This is a genomic window from Roseateles oligotrophus, assembly GCF_025717515.1.
GTDB classification, from domain to species: domain Bacteria; phylum Pseudomonadota; class Gammaproteobacteria; order Burkholderiales; family Burkholderiaceae_C; genus Paucibacter_A; species Paucibacter_A oligotrophus.
Map to the genome: position 1 here is coordinate 271,808 of NZ_JAJIRN010000004.1, position 19,820 is coordinate 291,627.

Here is a 19,820-nt window from a genome sequence, read left to right on the forward strand (position 1 = left end):
ACGCAATCTGCTCGGTGGCCTGAAGAGCGAATACAAGACCGAGATCAAGGTCAGCGCGCTGACCTTCGCCCTGATCGCGAACCCGATCAATGACAGCAAGGGCAATCGCCTGGGCACCGTGGTCGAGTGGAAGGACCGCACGGCCGAAGTAGCGGCCGAGGTCGAGGTCGGCGCGATGGTGGACGGTGCGACGCAGGGCAACTTTGCCGAGCGCATTGCGCTGGAAGGCAAGGAACCTTTCTTCAAAATGTTGGGCGAGAAGTTCAACTCCTTGGTCGAGACCGTCAGCGGCACCATCCGCGAGGTGCGCACCGCGGCCGACCAGTTGGGCGGTGCCTCGGATCAGGTCTCGCAGACCTCACAGAGCTTGTCGCACTCGGCCTCGCAACAGGCCGCCAGCGTCGAAGAAACAACCGCTTCCTTGCAAGAGATGGCGGCCTCGGTGAAGCAGAATTCCGACAGCGCCAACGTCACCGACGGCATGGCAACCAAGGCCGCCAAGGAAGCGATGGAAGGCGGCCAAGCGGTCGGCCAGACGGTGGACGCGATGAAGCAGATCGCCACCAAGATTTCCATCATCGACGACATTGCCTATCAGACCAATTTGTTGGCCTTGAACGCAGCGATCGAGGCGGCCCGCGCCGGCGAGCATGGCAAGGGCTTTGCGGTGGTGGCGGCCGAGGTGCGCAAGCTGGCCGAACGCAGCCAGGTCGCCGCGCAGGAGATCGGCACCTTGGCGGCCAACAGCGTCAAGCTGGCCGAGCAGGCCGGCACCTTGCTGACGAATATGGTGCCCTCGATCCAGAAGACCTCGGAGCTGGTGCAGGAGATTGCGGCGGCCTCGGGCGAACAGTCGCAAGGGGTGTCGCAGATCAACGGCGCGATGAATCATCTGTCCACCGCGACGCAGCAAACCGCATCGGCCTCCGAAGAGTTGTCGGCCACCGCCGAGGAGTTGTCGGCGCAGGCCGCGCAGTTGCAGGAGCAGATGGCCTTCTTCAGACTCGCCGACGACGGTGATGGCGGCGGATCGGGCGGTAGCAGTAGCAGTCGGCGCAGCGGCAGTGTCCAGCGCAAGCCGGGCCAACGCTAGGTTGGCCAAATCAAATCCACAGACCAGGAGAAATACAAATGTCTCTCTCGAATATGCATGTTGGTCAACGGCTGGGCCTGGCGTTTGCCATCGTGCTCGCGCTCTTGCTGGCCTGTGTCGGCTTGGGCCTCTACGAGTTGCGTGCCAGCAACCAGGCCATGGATCATCTGATTCACGATGTGAATCAGAAGACGGCGCTGATCAACAAGATGTCGGAGAGCGTGCACATCGCGCAGCGCGTCGGTCGCAGCATGATTCTGCTGCAGGACAAGGCGGCCATCGAGGCCGAGCGACCCAAGGTTGCCGCGGCACGCAAGGTCTATGGCGAAGCGCTGACCGCGCTGGAAAAGCTGCCCAGCGACGATGAGGCGCAGCGCCTGCTGGCCAGCATCAAGGAAAAGGCCGCAGTGACCCGGCCTTTGCTGGATCAGGTGATGGACCTGGCCACAAGAGACAAGGCCGAGGCGACCAAGATCGTGCTGGAGAAGGTCAACCCGGCATCGAAGGCCTGGCAGGACGAAACCGCGAGCTTTATCGACCTGCAGGCTAAACGCGCCGCGACCGATTCGGAGCAGGGCAAACAGGCCTACCAAACCGCACAGAACACCTTGATGGCACTCGCTGCGCTGGCGGTGGCGCTGGGCGCCGGGGCCGCTTGGACGGTCACGCGCGGCATCACAAGGCCGTTGGCGCTGGCGATCAAGACCGCCCACTCGATTGGCGAAGGCAAGCTCGATAACGAGATTGCCGAAGACGGCCAGGACGAACCCGGCCAGATGCTGGTCGCGCTGGCCGCGATGCAGAGAGACCTGCGCGAACGCAATGAACGCGAGGCCGTCACGGCGATGGAAACCAGCCGCCTCAAGCAGGCGCTGGATACTTGCTCGACCAATGTGATGATCGCCGACGCCGAGCTCAACATCATCTATATGAACCGTTCGGTCACGCAGATGATGAATGGCAACGAGGCCGAGCTGCGCAAGGGTCTGCCCAACTTCGACGCCAAGCGTCTGGTGGGCAGCAATATCGACAGCTTCCACAAGAACCCCGCCCATCAGCGCGGCATGCTGGCCAATCTGCGCGGCGAATACAAGACCCAGATCAGGGTTGCCGGCCTGGACTTCGGTCTCTTCGCCAACCCCATCATCGACGCCAATGGCAAGCGCCTAGGCACGGTGGTCGAGTGGAAGGACATCACCGCCGAACTGGCCGCGCGCGAACGCGAGTTGGCCCTTGCATCGGCCAACGAACGCGTCAAGCAGGCGCTGGACAGCTGCTCGACCAATGTGATGATCGCCGACGTTGACCTCAACATCATCTATATGAACCGCTCGGTGGGGCAGATGCTGCAGGGCAATGAGGCCGAGTTGAAGAAGGTCTTGCCGAACTTCGATGCCAAGCGCCTGATGGGTGCCAATATCGACAGCTTTCACAAGAATCCGGCGCACCAGCGTGGCTTGCTGGGCAAGCTGCAGAACGAGTACAAGACGCAAATCAAGGTCGCCGGCCTGGACTTTGGCCTGGTTGCCAACCCCATCATCGACAGCACCGGCAAACGCCTGGGCACGGTGGTCGAATGGAAGGACATGACCGCCGAATTGGCCGCCCGTGAGCGCGAATTGGCGCTGGCGGCCGAAAACTCGCGCGTCAAACAGGCGCTCGACATCTGCTCGACCAATGTGATGATCGCCGACCCGGACGGCAACATCATCTACAACAACAGCTCCGTCGCCCAGATGATGGCCCGCAACGAGGCCGAACTGCGCAAGGTCTTGCCGGCCTTTGATGCGCGCAAGATCGTCGGCAGCAATTTCGACCAATTCCACCGTAACCCCTCACATCAACGCAATCTGCTCGGTGGCCTGAAGAGCGAATACAAAACCGAGATCAAGGTCAGCGCCCTGACCTTCTCGCTGACCGCCAACCCGATCAACGACAGCAAAGGCCAGCGCCTGGGCACCGTGGTCGAGTGGAAGGACCGCACGGCCGAAGTGGCGGCCGAGGTCGAGGTCAGCGCGATGGTGGACGGCGCGACGCAGGGCAACTTTGCCGAGCGCATTGCGCTGGAAGGCAAGGAGCCTTTCTTCAGAATGTTGGGCGAGAAGTTCAACTCCTTGGTCGAGACCGTCAGCGGCACCATCCGCGAGGTGCGCACCGCCGCCGACCAGTTGGGCGGTGCCTCGGACCAGGTCTCGCAGACCTCGCAGAGCTTGTCACACTCGGCCTCGCAGCAGGCCGCCAGCGTCGAAGAGACAACCGCGTCCTTGCAAGAGATGGCGGCCTCGGTGAAGCAGAACGCCGACAGCGCCAACATCACCGATGGCATGGCCACCAAGGCCGCGCGCGAAGCGATGGAAGGCGGCAAGGCGGTTGGCCAGACGGTCGACGCGATGAAGCAGATCGCCACCAAGATTTCCATCATCGACGACATTGCCTATCAGACCAATTTGCTGGCCTTGAACGCAGCGATCGAAGCGGCCCGCGCCGGCGAGCATGGCAAGGGCTTTGCAGTGGTGGCGGCCGAGGTGCGCAAGCTGGCCGAACGCAGCCAGGTCGCCGCGCAGGAGATCGGCACCTTGGCGGCCAACAGCGTCAAGCTGGCCGAGCAGGCCGGCACCTTGCTGACGAATATGGTGCCCTCGATCCAGAAGACCTCGGAGCTGGTGCAGGAGATTGCGGCGGCCTCGGGCGAACAGTCGCAAGGGGTGTCGCAGATCAACGGCGCGATGAATCATCTGTCCACCGCGACGCAGCAAACCGCATCGGCCTCCGAGCAGCTCTCGGCCACCGCCGAAGAGTTGTCGGCGCAGGCCGCGCAGTTGCAGGAGCAGATGGCCTTCTTCCGGCTCGCGGATGACGGCTCCGGCAACAGCGGCAGTGGTGCTGGCAGCCATAACAAACGTCGTACCACAAGGCGCTGAGTCAAGCGGCAACCGCCGCCCTATCGGCATTGAGTTTTCGGTCCAGGAGAAATATCTATGACACTTGCCAATCTTAAAGTTGGTCAAAGACTGGGTCTGGCTTTTGCCATGGTCCTGGCTCTGTTTGCAGCGACTGCGGGGTTGGCTTTACGCGACTTGGCCAACTCCAACCATGCGCTGTCCCATGTGGTGTCGGAGAACTTCAGCCGCATGGTGGGGCTCAACAGCCTGTCGGAGCAGGCCCATGTCGAGCAGAGGGTGGTGCGCAGCATGATCCTGTATTCGGCCAAGGAGGCGATCGAAGGCGAACGCGCCAAGGCCATGCAGGCGCGCAAGGCCTTTGACGAGGCCTTCGCAGCCTTGCTGAAGAACACCGAACGCGACGAAGACAAGCAAGTGCTGGGGCAGGCCCGCGAGCAGGCCAACAAAACCCGCGCGCTGACCGACCAGGTGATGGAGCTGGCCGCGCTGAACAAGGACGAGGAGGCCACCAAAATTCTGCTGGAACAGGCCAGCCCGGCCGGCAAGGTTCTGCAAGGCCAATTGGACAAGGCAGTTCAACTGCAAATTGACGACGCCAGGGGAGATGCCGAGGACTCCGCCAAGGAATACAGCCAGGTGCGCGCCTGGCTGATCGGTTTGACCCTGCTGTCGTTTGCGATCGGCAGCGCCGCCGCCTGGTTCGCCACCGTCAGCATCACCCGGCCGCTGACGCGAGCCATCAAGACCGCCAGCGCCATCGGCAGCGGTGAGCTGAACAACGACATCCCCACCGACGGCCAAGATGAACCCGGCCAGGTGCTGGCGTCCTTGGCGGCTATGCAAGACGAGCTGCGCAGCCGCAATGACCGGGAAACCACCGCGCTGGCCGAGACGGCCCGTGTCAAACAAGCACTCGACATCTGCTCGACCAATGTGATGATCGCCGACGCCGACCTCAACATCGTCTACATGAACCGCTCGGTCACCCAGATGATGCAGGGCAACCAGGCCGAGTTGCGCAAGAGCTTGCCCAACTTCGATGCGAATCGTTTGATGGGCGCCAATATCGATGGTTTCCACAAGAACCCCGGCCATCAGCGCGGCATGCTGGCCAATCTGCACGGTGAATACAAGACCCAAATCAAGGTCTCCAATCTGGACTTCGGTCTGATCGCCAACCCCATCGTCGATTCGGCAGGCAAGCGCCTGGGCACCGTGGTCGAGTGGAAGGACATGACGCAGGAGTTGGCCGCGCGCGAGCGCGAACTTGCTTTGGCCGCCGTCAACGAGCGGGTCAAGCAAGCGCTCGACATCTGCTCGACCAATGTGATGATTGCCGACATAGACCTCAACATCATCTATATGAACCGCTCGGTCACGCAGATGCTGCAAGGCAATGAGGCGGAGCTGAAGAAGGCGCTGCCCAACTTCAATTCTCGTCAGTTGATCGGCGCCAATATCGACAGCTTTCACAAGAACCCGGCCCATCAACGCGGCATGCTGACCAAGCTGCAGAGCGAATACAAGACGCAGATCAAGGTCTCGAGCCTGGACTTCGGCCTGATCGCCAACCCCATCATCGACGGAGCCGGCAAGCGCCTGGGCACGGTGGTCGAATGGAAGGACATGACGCTGGAGCTGGCCGCGCGTGAACGCGAACTGACGCTGGCCGCCGAGACGGCGCGCGTCAAGCAGGCGCTCGATATCTGCTCGACCAATGTGATGATCGCCGACCCCGATGGCAACATCATCTACAACAATACCTCGGTGGCCCAGATGATGGCCCGCAACGAGGCCGAGCTGCGCAAGGTCTTGCCGGCCTTTGATGCGCGCAAGATCGTCGGCAGCAACTTTGACCAATTCCACCGTAACCCCTCACATCAGCGCAATCTTCTCGGTGGGCTGAAGAGCGAATACAAGGCCGAGATCAAGGTCAGCGCGCTGACCTTCGCCCTGATCGCGAACCCGATCAATGACAGCAAGGGCAATCGCCTGGGCACCGTGGTCGAGTGGAAGGACCGCACGGCCGAAGTGGCGGCCGAGGTCGAGGTCAGCGCAATGGTGGACGGCGCCACGCAGGGCAACTTTGCCGAGCGCATCGCGCTAGAAGGCAAGGAGCCTTTCTTCAAAATGCTGGGCGAGAAGTTCAACTCGCTGGTTGAAACCGTCAGCGGCACCATCCGCGAGGTGCGCACCGCCGCCGACCAGTTGGGCGGCGCCTCGGATCAGGTCTCGCAGACCTCACAGAGCTTGTCGCACTCGGCCTCGCAGCAGGCCGCCAGCGTCGAAGAAACCACCGCTTCCTTGCAAGAGATGGCGGCCTCGGTGAAGCAGAACGCCGACAGCGCCAACGTCACCGACGGCATGGCCACCAAGGCCGCGCGCGAGGCGATGGAAGGCGGCAAAGCGGTCGGTCAGACGGTCGACGCGATGAAGCAGATCGCCACCAAGATTTCCATCATCGACGACATTGCCTATCAGACCAATTTGCTGGCCTTGAATGCGGCGATCGAAGCGGCCAGAGCGGGTGAGCATGGCAAGGGCTTTGCGGTGGTGGCGGCCGAGGTGCGCAAGCTGGCCGAGCGCAGCCAGGTGGCGGCGCAGGAGATCGGCACGCTGGCGGCAAACAGCGTCAAGCTGGCAGAGCAGGCCGGCACCTTGCTGACGAATATGGTGCCCTCGATCCAGAAGACCTCGGAACTGGTGCAGGAGATTGCGGCGGCCTCGGGCGAGCAATCGCAAGGGGTGGCGCAGATCAACGGCGCAATGAATCATTTGTCCACCGCGACGCAGCAAACGGCATCCGCATCCGAGCAGCTGTCAGCCACCGCCGAAGAGTTGTCGGCGCAGGCCGCGCAGTTGCAGGAGCAAATGGGCTTCTTCCGCCTCGCCGACGATGGCGGCAGCGGCGGCAGCGGTCATTCAAGCGGCAACAAACGCAGGCCCGGCAAGCGCTGATATTCAGGCGTCAGCGTCCATAAAACCAACAACCCCGAAAGACCTTCATGCGTAGCAATCTACCCATCACGCAGCAGGAATATCTGCTGAAAGAAGGCATGACCATCGTGTCACGCACCGACCTCAAGGGCCGCATCACCTATATCAACGACGACTTCATCGAGGCCAGCGGTTTCACCGAGGCCGAATTGATCGGTGAGCCGCACAATCTGGTGCGCCACCCCGACATGCCGGAGGAGGCATTCGACGATATGTGGAAGGTGCTGAAGGACGGCCGGCCCTGGACCGGCCTGGTCAAAAACCGCTGCAAGAACGGCAACTTCTACTGGGTGCTGGCGAATGCGACGCCGGTCAAGGAAGGCAATGCGGTGGTCGGCTATATGTCGGTGCGCACCCGGCCCGGCCGCGATCAGGTCGCCGCTGCGGAAGCGCTCTACCGCAAGTTCAAGGAAGGCAAGGCGCAGGGCTGGGTGATACGCGACGGCCAGGGCGTTCGCCCTGGCATGGTCGACAGCCTGCAGCGCTGGTTGGGCGCCTTGAGTCTGGGCAGCAAGACGCTTTTGTGCACGCTGCTATTGGTGACCGGTGGCCTGGGCCTGGGAATGGCCTGGCCGAACATGAACATGCTGCTTGGCGGGCCGGCTTTGGCCTCACTGCTGCTCGGCCTATGGGGACTGAAGGCCACCGCGTCTCGGCTCGCCGACACCTTGAACCGCGCCGCCGCGCAGTTCGAGCAATTCGGCCAGGGCCGCTTTGACGGCATCGTCGAGGTCAGCGGTCAAGACGAGTTGGCCGCCATGATGCTGGCGCTCAAGCGGGTGCAGACCCGGCTGGGCTTCGAGTTCGCCGATACCAAGAAACGCGCCGACGAGGCCGAACGGATTCGCCAGGCGCTCGACGTCGCCGCCACCAACATCATGGTGGCCGACAGTGGCTACAACATCATCTACGGCAATGCCTCGTTGAAGGCGATGCTGGGTGAGGCCGAAGCCGACATCCGCAAAGACCTGCCGCGCTTTTCGGCCGGGGCGGCGGTGGGCAGCAATATCGATGTCTTCCACAAGAATCCCAGCCATCAGCGCGGCCTGCTGGATCGTTTGAACAGCACCCACAAGACCCGTTTGACCATAGGCGGACGGCGCTTCGACTTGATCGTCAACCCCATCATCACGGCCGGCAAACGCCTGGGCACCGTGGTCGAATGGAAGGACATGACGGCCGAACTGGCGGCACAGGAAAAGGCTCAAATAACCGCGTCGAACAACGAGCGCGTCAAGCAGGCGCTGGACATCTGCTCGACCAATGTGATGATCGCCGACAGCGAGCTCAACATCATTTATATGAACCGCTCGGTCACACAGATGATGCAGGGCAACGAAGCCGAACTGAAGAAGGTCTTGCCTAACTTCGATGCCAAGCGGCTGATGGGCACCAATATCGACGGCTTCCACAAGAACCCGTCGCATCAGCGCGGCATGTTGGCGCAGCTGCAAAACGAATACAAAACGCAGATCAAGGTCTCGTCGCTGGACTTCGCCCTGACCGCCAATCCCATCATCGACGCCGCCGGCACGCGCCTGGGCACCGTCGTCGAGTGGAAGGACATCACCCAGGAATTGGCCGCCCGCCAACGCGAACTGGCGCTGGCCGCCGAGACCTCGCGCGTCAAGCAGGCACTCGACATCTGCTCGACCAATGTGATGATCGCCGACCCCGAAGGCAACATCATCTACAACAACGTCTCGGTCGCGCAGATGATGGCCCGCAACGAGGCCGAATTGCGCAAGGTCTTGCCGGCCTTCGATGCACGCAGAATAGTCGGCAGCAATTTCGATCAATTCCACCGTAACCCCTCACACCAGCGCAATCTGCTCGGTGGGCTGAAGAGCGAGTACAAGACCGAAATCAAAGTCAGCGCCCTGACCTTCTCCTTGATCGCCAACCCGATCAATGACAGCAAGGGCGTTCGCCTCGGCACCGTGGTGGAGTGGAAGGACCGCACGGCAGAAGTGGCGGCCGAGGTCGAGGTCGGCGCGATGGTGGACGGCGCCAATGGCGGCGACTTTGCCAACCGCATCGAGCTCGAAGGCAAGGAGCCTTTCTTCAAGATGCTGGGCGAGAAGTTCAACTCGCTGGTCGAGACCGTCAGCGGCACGATACGCGAGGTGCGCACCGCCGCCGATCAGCTGTCGGGCGCCTCGGATCAGGTCTCGCAGACCTCGCAAAGCCTGTCGCACTCGGCCTCGCAGCAAGCCGCCAGCGTCGAACAGACGACCGCGCAATTGCAGGAAATGGCCGCCTCCGTGAAGCAGAACTCGGACAGCGCCAATGTCACCGACGGCATGGCCACCAAGGCGGCCAAGGAAGCGATGGAGGGCGGGCAGGCGGTCAACCAGACGGTCGAAGCGATGAAGCAGATCGCCACCAAGATTTCCATCATCGATGACATCGCCTATCAGACCAATTTGCTGGCGCTCAACGCCGCCATCGAAGCGGCCCGTGCCGGCGAGCATGGCAAGGGCTTTGCCGTGGTGGCGGCCGAGGTGCGCAAGCTGGCCGAGCGCAGCCAGGTGGCCGCGCAAGAGATCGGCACCCTGGCCGGCAACAGTGTGAAGTTGGCGGAAAAAGCCGGCACCTTGCTGACCAATATGGTGCCCTCGATCCAGAAGACCTCGGAATTGGTGCAGGAGATTTCGGCCGCCTCGGGCGAACAGTCGGAAGGCGTGTCGCAGATCAATAGCGCGATGAACCATTTGTCCACCGCCACCCAGCAAACCGCCTCGGCCTCGGAGCAGCTGTCGGCCACGGCCGAGGAGTTGTCGGCTCAGGCGGCGCAGTTGCAGGAGCAGATGGCCTTCTTCAGGTTGGCCGATGACGACGGCGGCGGCAAACCAGCGCCCCGGAGCAGTGGCGGTAGTGGTGGTAGTGGTGGCGCGGCCTCGGGTAGCGGTGGAGGATCCTCGCGAGGGCGCAGCCAGACGGTGGCCCAAAAACTGCAGCAGTACAAAGCCCCGGCTGGCGCAGCGCGCGCGCCGGCACCCGCACAGGCTGCGGCCCCAAGCAGCCCGTCCAGACCGAGCAAAGGGATCAAACCCGTCTCGGGCGAAGTCGATGAATCGCATTTCAAACGCTTTTGATTGAGGAGCCATCATGAGCAGATCCACACGCGATGCGCCGGCCGACCTCTTGCGCGGCGCCATCGCCGAACAAGCGGCCGCCGGGCCGATGTGCCAGATGCTTCGCTTGGCCGTGGGCCAAGAAACGCTGGTGGTACCGATCGAAGCGGTGCGCGAGATTTTGGAGGTCGGGCGCATGACCCCGCTGCCGCAGACCCCCGACTTTGTGCGCGGGGTGATGAACCTGCGCGGCGCGGTGGTGCCGGTGATCGACCTGGGCGCGCGTTTCGGTTTTGGCGCCACCGAGATCGCCCGGCGCTCCGCCATCATCGTGGTCGAAGCCAAGGGTGACGATGACTTTGACCGTTTGGTCGCCGGCTTGCTGGTGGACGCGGTGTTTGAGGTGCTGGATGTCGACTCCAAGCGCATCGAGGCGGTGCCAAACCTCGGCGTGGGTGTGGCGGGAGAATTTTTGGCCGGCATGGTCAATGTGGCCAGCGGTTATGCGGCCCTGCTCAACCTCGATCAAGTTTTATCACCGGTAGCGCTGTCGGCCCTGATCGCCGAAGCGCAGATTGCCTAAGCCAGAACCGTTCACGCCATGAGCCAACTCTCAGCCGAATCTTTTACCGCCATCACCGAGCTCTTTCACCGCATCTCGGGCATCAAATTGGTCGAGAGCAAGCACGCGCTGGTGCAGAGTCGTTTGCAAAAACTCAGTACCGATTCCGGCGAAGATGACATCAATGTGTTCGTGCAGAAGATGGTGCGCGGCCAGATGCCGGAGTCGCTGCTGGTCAGCGTGGTGGACAAGCTGACCACCAATGAAACCTACTTCTTCCGCGAACCTCAGCACTTCGAGGATCTAGCCAGACGCGCCGAGGCGCATCGTGACGGCTCCGAGTTTCTGGTCTGGAGCGGTGCATCATCATCGGGCGAAGAGGCCTACAGCATCGCCATGACCTTGGCCGACAAATTGGGCCTCGGCAAAGGCGGGCGCCCTTGGTCTATACGCGGCACCGATCTATCCACCAGCGTGGTGGACAGTGCGCGCCAAGGCCTCTACCCGATGGAGCGGGCCCGCAATGTGCCGATGGACTTCTTGAAGCGCTTTTGCCTGCAGGGCTTCGGGCCTTATGAGGGTCAGCTCTTGATCAACCGAGAATTGCGAGCCAAGGTGCAGTTTCAATGCGCCAACCTGATGCAGCCGCTGCCCACCTTACCCATGTTCGATGTGATTTTTTTACGCAATGTGTTGATCTATTTTGATGGTCCGGCAAAAACCGCCATCGTGAACCGCGTGATCGAGCGACTCAAGCCCGGTGGCGTGCTATACCCTGGCCATGCGGAGTCACTTGCGGCGCTTAGCCTTCCACTCAAGGCGATAGCGCCGGCAATCTATCAACATGCATAAGCCCCATAGCCCCCATTCAGCGCATTCAACATCCTTGCCGGCCCGCCCCACAGCTGGGGCGGTCGGTGGCGGCCCGCAGATCATCAATCTGATGCCGGGGCAATGGCACTTCGGTCAGGCCGCCACGCTCAAGACCTTGCTCGGCTCTTGTGTGGCGATCACCTTGTGGCATCCGCTCAAGCGCTATGGCGGCATGTGCCATTTCCTGCTACCGAGCCGGGCGACTCGTGGCCAAGGCGCCTTGGACGGTCGCTATGGCGATGAGGCCATTGAATTGCTCTTGCAAGGCATTGCCCGCACCGGCACCAAACCGAGTGATTACATCGCCCATCTCTATGGCGGCGCCGACACCATGCCCGACGGCATGAATGTGAAGTTCAATGTCGGCGAGCGAAATATCGAAAAAGGCTGGGCCTTGATCGATAACAACGGCTTTCAGTTGCAGGACGTTGATGTCGGCGACAACGTACCGCGCACCGTCGTGATCGACCTCGCCACCGGCAAGGTCGACGTCAAGCGCAGCGCAGCACCCGGCTCGATCGGAGGCCGCAAGTGAGCGCGCCGCTGCGGGTTGCCATCATTGACGACTCGGCGGTGGTGCGCAAGCACCTCGGCGCCGTCCTGGAAGCCGCCGGCATCCAGGTCAGCATCACCGCCAGCGATCCACTCTTTGCCTTGCCCAAGCTGGAGGCCGATTGGCCCGATGTGATTGTGCTCGACGTCGAGATGCCGCGCATGGACGGCATTACGTTTTTGAAGCGTTTGATGAGCGAGCACCCGATGCCGGTGGTGATGTGCTCGACCTTGACCGAGGCCGGCTGCGAAACCACCATGCAGGCCTTGGCGGCCGGCGCGGTCGGTTTTGTCACCAAACCCAAGCTGGGGCTGCGCGACTTTCTGGAAGATCCGGGCAACGGTTTGGTCGGCGCGGTGCGAGCTGCGGCGCGGGCCAATGTACGTGCCCTGCCCAGCCAACTCGCCATTCAGCAGGGGCCTCAATCCGCCAACGCCACACAGAGCGCCACCACCGGCGCCGCACGTGCAAGGCGGCCCTCCCCCATCATGAATATCAACGCGATGGCGATGGCCGAGACCACCGATCGCGTGATCGCTTTCGGTAGTTCTACCGGCGGTGTGCAGACGATAGAGGCCGTGCTCAAGCAATTGCCGCGCACCTGCCCGGGCATCGTGCTGGTGCAGCATATGCCGGAGAAATTCACCCAGTCCTTTGCCGCCCGACTCAACACCGTCACCGATTTGGAAGTCATCGAAGCCAAAGACGGTGACCGCGTCATCAACGGTCGTGTCTTAGTGGCGCCGGGTGGGCGGCATATGCAACTCAAGCGCAGCGGCGCGCAGTATGTGGTGGAGGTGCGCGACGGGCCGCTGGTCAACCATCACAAGCCCTCGGTCGATATCCTGTTCAAGTCGGTCGCCCATTGCGCCGGCCGCAATGCCATCGGTGCGATCTTTACCGGCATGGGCGACGACGGTGCGCGCGGCTTGCTGGAAATGCGCAAGTCAGGCGCCATGACCTTGGCTCAGGATGAAGCCAGCTGCGTGGTCTACGGCATGCCCAAGGCGGCCGCCGAATTGGGCGCGGCCCAGCATGTCGTGGCCTTGTCGGATATGGCCGCGGTACTGCTCAAATTGAGCGGCATGGCGACCGGCCCGCTCGGCAACAACGGATAGGACTCAGGCGAGCACCTTGTCGATCACCTTCATCAACTCCATCGGGCTGAAGGGTTTGATCAGGTATTCGTCGGCGCCGGCACTCAGCCCGGCTTGCCGGTCGCTCTCTTGACCGCGCGCGGTCAGCAAGATCACCTTGCTCTGCCGCATGACAGGATCGGCCTTGACCTTTTGGCAGACCTGCAAACCATTCAGACCACCGGGCATCATCACGTCAAGCAAAATCAGATCGGGCAGGAAGCTGCCCGCCTTGGCCAAGCCAATATCACCGTTCGGTGCTTCGTCGATTTCGTAGTCGTCAAACTCCAGCGTTACCCGAATCAATTCGCGGATTTCATCTTGGTCTTCAACGATCAAAATCTTCTTCATGGTCACGCCCTTGGCCGAATAGACATTGCCTCCAATAATGCCTGAAATTTGTCTCGCTGGGGCCTCCACATAGCGTCTGCATCAATCAAACTGCAGCGAAAAGACAGGGCCTTTTCATGCGCCTCAAGTTTCCGCAGAATAGGGCCGAAGAGGAAAGACAAACATGGGCGTGCCGCATTGTGCTGGGCGGATCACGCACCGAATCCATAACCCGACCGGAGCCATGCCGAATGAAAGCAAATCACGTCTCAATTGCCAAGCGCCTGCTGCTCAAACTCATGCTGCGCTGTGCCTTGCCCCTGGCTTCTGTGCTGAGCTTGATGCCCACAGTGCAAGCAGCTGACGAACCGACCTACCGCTTCTCGCCAGTCAACCAGGCCAGCATCGCGCTGTCGGCCGATTACTGGAACCCCATCGTGGCCTATGTATCGGAGAAAAGCGGCGTCAAGTTGGTGCTCAAAATCGGCCGCACCTCGGCCGACACCACCGCCTATGTGCTGGCTCAAGAGGTCGAGTTTGTGTTCAGCAACCACCTCTTCAGCCCCGAACGAGACAAGCTCGGCTGGAAGGTGTTCGGCCGCCGCTTGACGCCACCGATTCATGGCCAGTTGATCGTGCCGGCCGATTCGGCCATCACCGACATCGCCCAGCTCGGCGGCAAGGATGTGGTCTATCCAGGCCCCGAGGCGTTCGTGTCCTACAAGGTGCCCTACGCTCAGCTGCTGAACCAAAAAATCGACACCAAGGTGGTGTTCGCGGGCAATACCGACGGGGCGCTGGCACAACTGTTCAGCGGCAAGGTGGCGGCGGCCGGCGTCAATTCGCAACTGGCCGAGAACTACGGTCGCCGCGAGAACAAGAAGTTCCGCGTCTTGTGGAGTTCGGAGCCCATGCATGACCTGGCCCTGATGGCAGCGGCCAAGGTGCCCGAGAAAGATGTGCAGGCGGTCGCCAAAGCCTTTGCCGGCATGCACAAAGACCCCAGGGGCCAGGCGATTCTGCAAGAAGTATCCAAGCATGTCGGCCTGACCCAGGAGGCCCATTTCATCAGCTCCGATGGCAGTGAATACGCGCCCTACCGCAAGTTCTACCAGACCGCGCCGGCGCAGTTGCGCTAAGCCATCGAGCGTTCGCGATCCATGCTGCTCAGCCGCCTGCTGCCCTCCAGCCTGATCGGGAGGGTGTTTCTGCTCTATCTCGTTTCTATGCTGCTCTTTATGGGCGGGGCCTTGGGCTGGTACGCCTCACGCAGCTACACAAGCAGCATCGCCAACGCGCAGGACTCGGCCCTCACCTTGATCAGTCTGTTGGGCCCGGTGGTGACCGATTCGGCGGTCATCGGCGATTACGAAACCATCGAGCGTGCTTTGGAGCGCAGTGCCAAACATGCCGACATCGGCGCCGCGCTCTTCATTGACCTGAAGGGTGGGCGGATCGAGCGGCGGGGACATGAGGCGCCGAAATCACATGCACCGGCTTGGCTGGAGCGCGCAATTGCCGAGCAGCTCGATGACCTCAACCTCAATATCGGGGCCGGCGGCAAGGACTACGGCGTACTGCGCATGCACTTCAGCACCGAGCAGATCGCGGCCGATTTCTGGGAGCAAACAGTTTTCGCCCTGAGCCTGGCCGGATTGTGTTTGCTGGCCAGCCTAGCCTTGGTGTGGTGGCCACTGAAGCATTGGTTAGGCAAGCTCGGCCAGATCCAGGCCTTTGGTGAGCAGATGCAGGTGGCAGGCGGGGTCTTGAGCCCGATGCAGGCAGAAGACGCCCCGCTGGAGTTTCGCAAGACTTTTGAGGTATTGAACCAGGCGGCGTATTCGCTCCAACTGGAGCGTGAACGCGCCACAGTGACACTCGCGGCGATCGGCGACGGCATCGCTACCACCGATGCGGCCGGCCAGATCATGTTGGCCAATCCGGTCTTGGCCGATATGCTGAACTGCGCGCAGGCGGGCCTGCTGGGCCAGCGAATTCAGACTCTATTGCCCGAGCTGCCGGCCAGCCTGCCGCTTGATTTAAGCGGAGCAAAGAGCTGGTCGATGCGCTTGCGTCCAAACCACGCGCAAGCCGGCAGCCGGTCCAAGGTCTTGGACCTGAGCGCCTCTTTGATCGCCGGCCCCGACGGCGTGGTGGCGGGCTATGTGTTGGCGTTCCGTGATATCACGGAGCAGCAGGCGCTTGAGGATAAATTGCAAAGCGAATTGAGCGAACGCGCAACCGCCTTGCAGACGCTGCGCGGCATGTTGCAGGCGCCCGCCAACTCAACGACCACCGGCGCCGCCGATGGCAGGGCCAACGATGACATCACCGCAGTCTTGCAACTGGTGCAAAACCTGCTGGCCAGTTTGCGCGAACGGGGCGAACAGCTGGCGACGATTTTTGCACTCAGCCCGGACGGCTTTGTATCATTTGATGCCGCACGGGTAACGCGTTATATCAGCCCGGCGTTCGCGCGCTTGGCTGGCTTGGAGGCCGGTGCCGGGCTCGGCCTTCACGAGGCCGAATTGATGCAGCAATTGACCGCGAACTGTCAGCCAAGCGCTTTGCGGCCCGATTTTTCGGTCCTGCGCCAGGGCAAGCTGCGCATCGAGCTTGAGCGGCCGACCCGCCGTGTGTTGGAGCTGACCTTGCATGAAGGTGGGCGTGGCCAGGGCCAGAGCGTCTCGCAACTGCTGCACCTCAGCGATGTCACGCATCAGGTCGAGGTCGAGCAGATGAAGAGCGAGTTCCTGTCCACTGCGGCGCATGAATTGCGCACGCCTATGGCCAGTATTTACGGGTTCACCGAGTTGCTGATGACTCGAGAAGTGGCGCCCGAAAAGCAAAAGCTGATGTTGACGCGAATCTATCGGCAATGCGAAGCGATGATCGCCATCCTCAACGAACTGCTGGACCTGGCCCGCATCGAAGCGCGGCGCGGCAAAGACTTCGAGCTTGAGCGCTGCGAACTGAACAATCTGGTGGATGAGGTGGTGCAGGACTACCCACCACCAACCGATCGCAGCGCACCTGTGGTGAACTTTGGGCTGCCGCAGGTGCAGGTCCACGTGGACCGCAAGAAGCTGCAACAGGTGCTGCGCAACCTGCTGTCAAACGCCTACAAATACTCGCCCAGCGGCGGAGATGTCGCAATCCGTGTTTTTGCCGAGGCTGCGTCGGACCGCAAAGAGGTCTGCATCGAGGTGCAGGACCATGGCATTGGCATGACGGCCGAGGAGCTGTCTCATGTCAGTGAACGCTTCTACCGCGCCGACAAATCCGGCACCGTGCTGGGCACGGGCTTGGGCATGAGCATCGTCAAGGAAATCGTCGAGTTGTTGGGCGGTCAGATGCGTTTGAGCAGCGAGCCCGGCCTGGGCACCACCGTACGGCTGAGCCTGCCCCGACTGGAAGACTTTCCGGCAAGGATCGCATGACGTGGCGGCCTAACACCAAGGCCTTCGCAACTAGGGTTTTGCTGGAGGTTCTTGGGCTGCTGCTGCTCGCCTATCTGCTGCACCGATTCTGGCTGCAGCAGCTCTTGGCCGAGCAGCCGTGGGAATTCGAGGTTTGGACCGAGCTATTGATCTACACCTTGCCGGTCAGCGCGCTGATGGTGTGGCGCGGCATCCGCTTGGCGAGACAGACCATGACACAGAAAGTAGGTCGCCCGCTGCAGTCTCTGATCCTGAATTGCTCGGCGGTGTTCGCGCTCGGCCTGGCCCTCAGTGCCGGACTGGTGCTTTACCAGATTGAAAGCGTCAAGGCCACCGCCCAAGCGCGCTTCGACCATCTGGTTGAGTTGCTGGCCAGCGATGTCAAGTCCCAATTCGAATTGCCGGCCAAGGGCTTGCGTGGACTGGCGGCCTTATACGAAGCACGACTGCAGTTTCATGGCGATGAATTTCGTCGTTATGTCGTGGCTCGCAATATGTTGCAGGACTTCCCCGGCATTCGCGGCTTTGGTTTCATCGAGCGGGTCGAGCGGGTAGAACTTGAGAATTTCATGCAACGCGAAATTTCCAGGGAGCATGACTTCAGGGTCAAGACCACAGGCGACGCCGCCGATCTCTACATCATCAAATACATCGAGCCCTTGGCAAATAATCTGCCGGCACTGGGCTTCGATATTGGCTCCGAGCCGGTGCGGCGCGCTGCCGCCGAGCGAGCAATACGCAGCGGGCAGCCGACGTTGACCCCGTTTCTCAAGCCCATGGGCGATCCGCAGAGCAAGATCGGTTCCTCTGACTTCCTCTTCATGCTGCCCGTGCACCACATCGGCGCGAGTCTGAATCAGGAAGAACAGCGCCTGTCGGCCACCGCGGGCCTGCTCTATGCGCCCATCGTGTTGACCGAGTTGCTCGCCGACATTGGTCACACGACCCAGGGACTGCTCGACTTTGAACTGTTTGAGGGCAACGACAAGGCAAAGGCAGCAGCACTGCTGTTTGATCTGGACGGCGACCACAAGCCAAGGACCGGCAAGCCTCTGGCCGAGGTCAGGCGGGGACGGATGTTCCAGGTTTCACAAACCATCTTCGTCGGCGCGCAGCCCCTCACGCTGCTATTCAGCAGCACCAAACAATTTGACAACTTGGTGATAGAAGGCAAGCCTTTTTGGGTCGGCGTGGGCGGTGTCGCCTTGAGCATGATGAGTGTGTTTGTGCTGTGGTTGTTTGGCATCGGCCGCGCCCGCGCCCTCTTCATCGCCGACGAGATGACGGCCGGATTTCGCCAGGCAAGCATCGAGGCGCAGGCTGCCCTGCGCGAGCATCAGTTCTTGCTAGACACCCTCAAGCATCACTCGCTGGTTTCCAGCGCCGATGCAAAAGGCCTGTTCACCTATGCCAACGACGAGTTTTGCCTGGTCAGCGGCTATCGGCGCGATGAACTGCTGGGCGAACGCTTTGACATGGTGCGCATCTTGCCGGAGTCGGAAGCGAGCTTGAAGGATGCCCGCACACAGATCTTCAAGGGCCGACTCTGGTCGGGAGAGTTGGCTCATCTGAGCAAGCAAGGGCAAGCCTATTGGGTCAAAACGACCATCGCACCCTTTCTGGACGCCAGCGGGCAGATTGAACGCTTTGTTGCCATCCACACCGACATCAGCCTGCAGAAGCGGGCGCAGGCCGAGATGCGCGTGCGCAGCGAGCAACTGGCCGCCATCTTTGCGCTCAGCCCGGACGGCTTTGTCTCCTTCGACGCCCAGCATTTGGTGCGCTATATCAGCCCGGCGTTCTGCACGCTGAGTGGCATCGCGAACGAGACCGCGCTCGGCTTGGACGAAGACGCATTGCTGGCTCTGCTGAGGGAGCAAGGGCATCAGCAGGCGGCCAAAGTGAGCATGGCGCAACTGCGTGAAGCCAGCCGCTTGATCGAACTCGAACGGCCGACCCACAAGGTGCTGGAGCTGACCTTGCGCCAGAGCAGCAGCACCGAAATCGCGCAGGTCCTGCAACTGCGAGACGTCAGCCACCAGGCCGAGGTTGATCGCATGAAGAGCGAGTTTTTGCATACCGCAGCGCATGAGTTGCGCACGCCGATGGCGAGCATTTACGGCTTCAGCGAGCTGCTGATTTCACGCGAAATGGCGCCCGAGCGGCAAAAGCAATTCCTGCAGAAAATCTATCGCCAGAGCCAGGTGATGGTGTCCATCATCAACGATCTGCTGGACCTGGCGCGGATGGAAGCCAGGCGAGACAAAGACCTCGACCTGCAAGCGGTCGATCTGGGCAGCTTGCTGACCCAGGCCGTCGAGCAGTTTGAAGTACCGACGGACCGCACTCCGGTCGAACTCGACTTGGGCAACACCCCCTGCCTCGTCAAGGTTGACCCCAAGAGCATGCTGCATGTGCTGCGCAACCTGCTCTCCAATGCCTACAAGTACTCGCCGCAAGGAGGCGCTGTAAGTTTGCGCATGCGGCTACCGCAAGCCGCCGAGCCAGGCCAGGTTTGCATCGAAATACAAGACCAAGGCATAGGCATGACGGCCGAGCAACTGGCCCAGGTGACCGAGCGCTTCTATCGCGCCGACAAGTCGGGCAATGTGCTCGGCGCCGGTCTGGGCATGAGCATCGTCAAAGATATTCTCGACCTGCTGGGCGGCGAGTTGCAACTGTCCAGCGTGCCGGGGCAAGGAACTCTGGTACGGGTGCTGCTGCCCTTGGTCCCAGAGCAAGGCGCAAATATTCAATCGCAAGCCAAGGCGGGGTAAACCATTGTTGTTTGAGCGTCTGCGAGGGCTTTTGTGCTGGCCTAATCGTGAGCTAAGACACAACTGCCATGCTGCGCGC

Annotated in this window: 10 protein-coding genes and 3 pseudogenes; 12 read left to right on the plus strand and 1 reads right to left on the minus strand. The window is 61.5% G+C overall.

From position 1 onward, the window contains the following. Positions 1-196 precede the first annotated feature (196 nt). From LNV07_RS10325 to LNV07_RS10370, 9 genes and pseudogenes are all read left to right on the plus strand, one after another. Positions 197-1,093, plus strand: a pseudogene (locus LNV07_RS10325) (methyl-accepting chemotaxis protein); the annotation flags it as partial. A 38-nt stretch (positions 1,094-1,131) separates the two neighbouring features. Then, complete coding sequence (locus tag LNV07_RS25605) at positions 1,132-4,014, plus strand: methyl-accepting chemotaxis protein (protein WP_263571079.1); 2,883 nt, start codon at positions 1,132-1,134, stop codon at positions 4,012-4,014. Between the two features lie 57 nt (positions 4,015-4,071). Then, positions 4,072-5,424: pseudogene (locus LNV07_RS25630) on the plus strand (MCP four helix bundle domain-containing protein); the annotation flags it as partial. A gap of 726 nt (positions 5,425-6,150) precedes the next feature. Next, positions 6,151-6,954 (plus strand): annotated as a pseudogene (locus LNV07_RS25635) (methyl-accepting chemotaxis protein); the annotation flags it as partial. Positions 6,955-7,001: 47 nt separating this feature from the next. Beyond that, positions 7,002-10,091 carry a methyl-accepting chemotaxis protein gene (locus tag LNV07_RS25535; RefSeq protein ID WP_397545546.1) on the plus strand — a complete coding sequence of 1,030 codons (3,090 nt, stop codon included), beginning with the start codon at positions 7,002-7,004 and terminating at the stop codon, positions 10,089-10,091. Between the two features lie 13 nt (positions 10,092-10,104). After that, positions 10,105-10,653 (plus strand): chemotaxis protein CheW, encoded by a 549-nt coding sequence (locus LNV07_RS10355; RefSeq protein ID WP_263571080.1) that lies wholly within the window; start codon positions 10,105-10,107, stop codon positions 10,651-10,653. 18 nt (positions 10,654-10,671) lie between these two features. Beyond that, positions 10,672-11,484 carry a CheR family methyltransferase gene (locus LNV07_RS10360; protein WP_263571081.1) on the plus strand — a complete coding sequence of 271 codons (813 nt, stop codon included), beginning with the start codon at positions 10,672-10,674 and terminating at the stop codon, positions 11,482-11,484. Further along, positions 11,477-12,040, plus strand: a complete 564-nt coding sequence (locus tag LNV07_RS10365; protein ID WP_263571082.1) for a chemotaxis protein CheD — start codon at positions 11,477-11,479, stop codon at positions 12,038-12,040. Before LNV07_RS10360 ends, LNV07_RS10365 begins: the two co-directional genes overlap by 8 nt. Further along, positions 12,037-13,176, plus strand: coding sequence for a protein-glutamate methylesterase/protein-glutamine glutaminase (locus LNV07_RS10370; RefSeq protein WP_263571083.1), 1,140 nt, complete (start codon positions 12,037-12,039; stop codon positions 13,174-13,176). Before LNV07_RS10365 ends, LNV07_RS10370 begins: the two co-directional genes overlap by 4 nt. 3 nt (positions 13,177-13,179) lie before the next feature. Here LNV07_RS10370 and LNV07_RS10375 read toward each other — a convergent pair whose 3' ends face one another. Beyond that, the gene (locus LNV07_RS10375; RefSeq protein WP_263571084.1) at positions 13,180-13,545 is read right to left on the minus strand and encodes a response regulator transcription factor; all 366 of its coding nucleotides are present in this window, start codon (positions 13,543-13,545) and stop codon (positions 13,180-13,182) included. 230 nt (positions 13,546-13,775) lie between these two features. On the opposite strand from LNV07_RS10375, the gene LNV07_RS10380 reads away from it, so the two are divergent. Genes LNV07_RS10380 through LNV07_RS10390 form a run of 3 tightly spaced genes read left to right on the plus strand, consistent with a single transcriptional unit; the run spans position 13,776 to position 19,741 of the window. Beyond that, positions 13,776-14,663 carry a phosphate/phosphite/phosphonate ABC transporter substrate-binding protein gene (locus LNV07_RS10380; protein ID WP_263571085.1) on the plus strand — a complete coding sequence of 296 codons (888 nt, stop codon included), beginning with the start codon at positions 13,776-13,778 and terminating at the stop codon, positions 14,661-14,663. 21 nt (positions 14,664-14,684) lie between these two features. Beyond that, positions 14,685-16,964: a PAS domain-containing sensor histidine kinase gene (locus tag LNV07_RS10385; RefSeq protein WP_263571086.1), complete on the plus strand. Its 2,280-nt coding sequence runs from the start codon at positions 14,685-14,687 to the stop codon at positions 16,962-16,964. Beyond that, positions 16,961-19,741 (plus strand): CHASE domain-containing protein, encoded by a 2,781-nt coding sequence (locus LNV07_RS10390; RefSeq protein ID WP_263571087.1) that lies wholly within the window; start codon positions 16,961-16,963, stop codon positions 19,739-19,741. Before LNV07_RS10385 ends, LNV07_RS10390 begins: the two co-directional genes overlap by 4 nt. The last annotated feature ends 79 nt before the right edge of the window (positions 19,742-19,820 follow it).

Bases quoted from the DNA above. Each gene is read 5' to 3' on its own strand.
- LNV07_RS25605 (WP_263571079.1), top strand. From the start codon at position 1,132: ATGTCTCTCTCGAATATGCATGTTGGTCAACGGCTGGGCCTGGCGTTT.
- LNV07_RS25535 (WP_397545546.1), top strand. From the start codon at position 7,002: ATGCGTAGCAATCTACCCATCACGCAGCAGGAATATCTGCTGAAAGAA.
- LNV07_RS10355 (WP_263571080.1), top strand. From the start codon at position 10,105: ATGAGCAGATCCACACGCGATGCGCCGGCCGACCTCTTGCGCGGCGCC.
- LNV07_RS10360 (WP_263571081.1), top strand. From the start codon at position 10,672: ATGAGCCAACTCTCAGCCGAATCTTTTACCGCCATCACCGAGCTCTTT.
- LNV07_RS10365 (WP_263571082.1), top strand. From the start codon at position 11,477: ATGCATAAGCCCCATAGCCCCCATTCAGCGCATTCAACATCCTTGCCG.
- LNV07_RS10375 (WP_263571084.1), bottom strand. From the start codon at position 13,545: ATGAAGAAGATTTTGATCGTTGAAGACCAAGATGAAATCCGCGAATTG.
- LNV07_RS10380 (WP_263571085.1), top strand. From the start codon at position 13,776: ATGAAAGCAAATCACGTCTCAATTGCCAAGCGCCTGCTGCTCAAACTC.
- LNV07_RS10385 (WP_263571086.1), top strand. From the start codon at position 14,685: ATGCTGCTCAGCCGCCTGCTGCCCTCCAGCCTGATCGGGAGGGTGTTT.
- LNV07_RS10390 (WP_263571087.1), top strand. From the start codon at position 16,961: ATGACGTGGCGGCCTAACACCAAGGCCTTCGCAACTAGGGTTTTGCTG.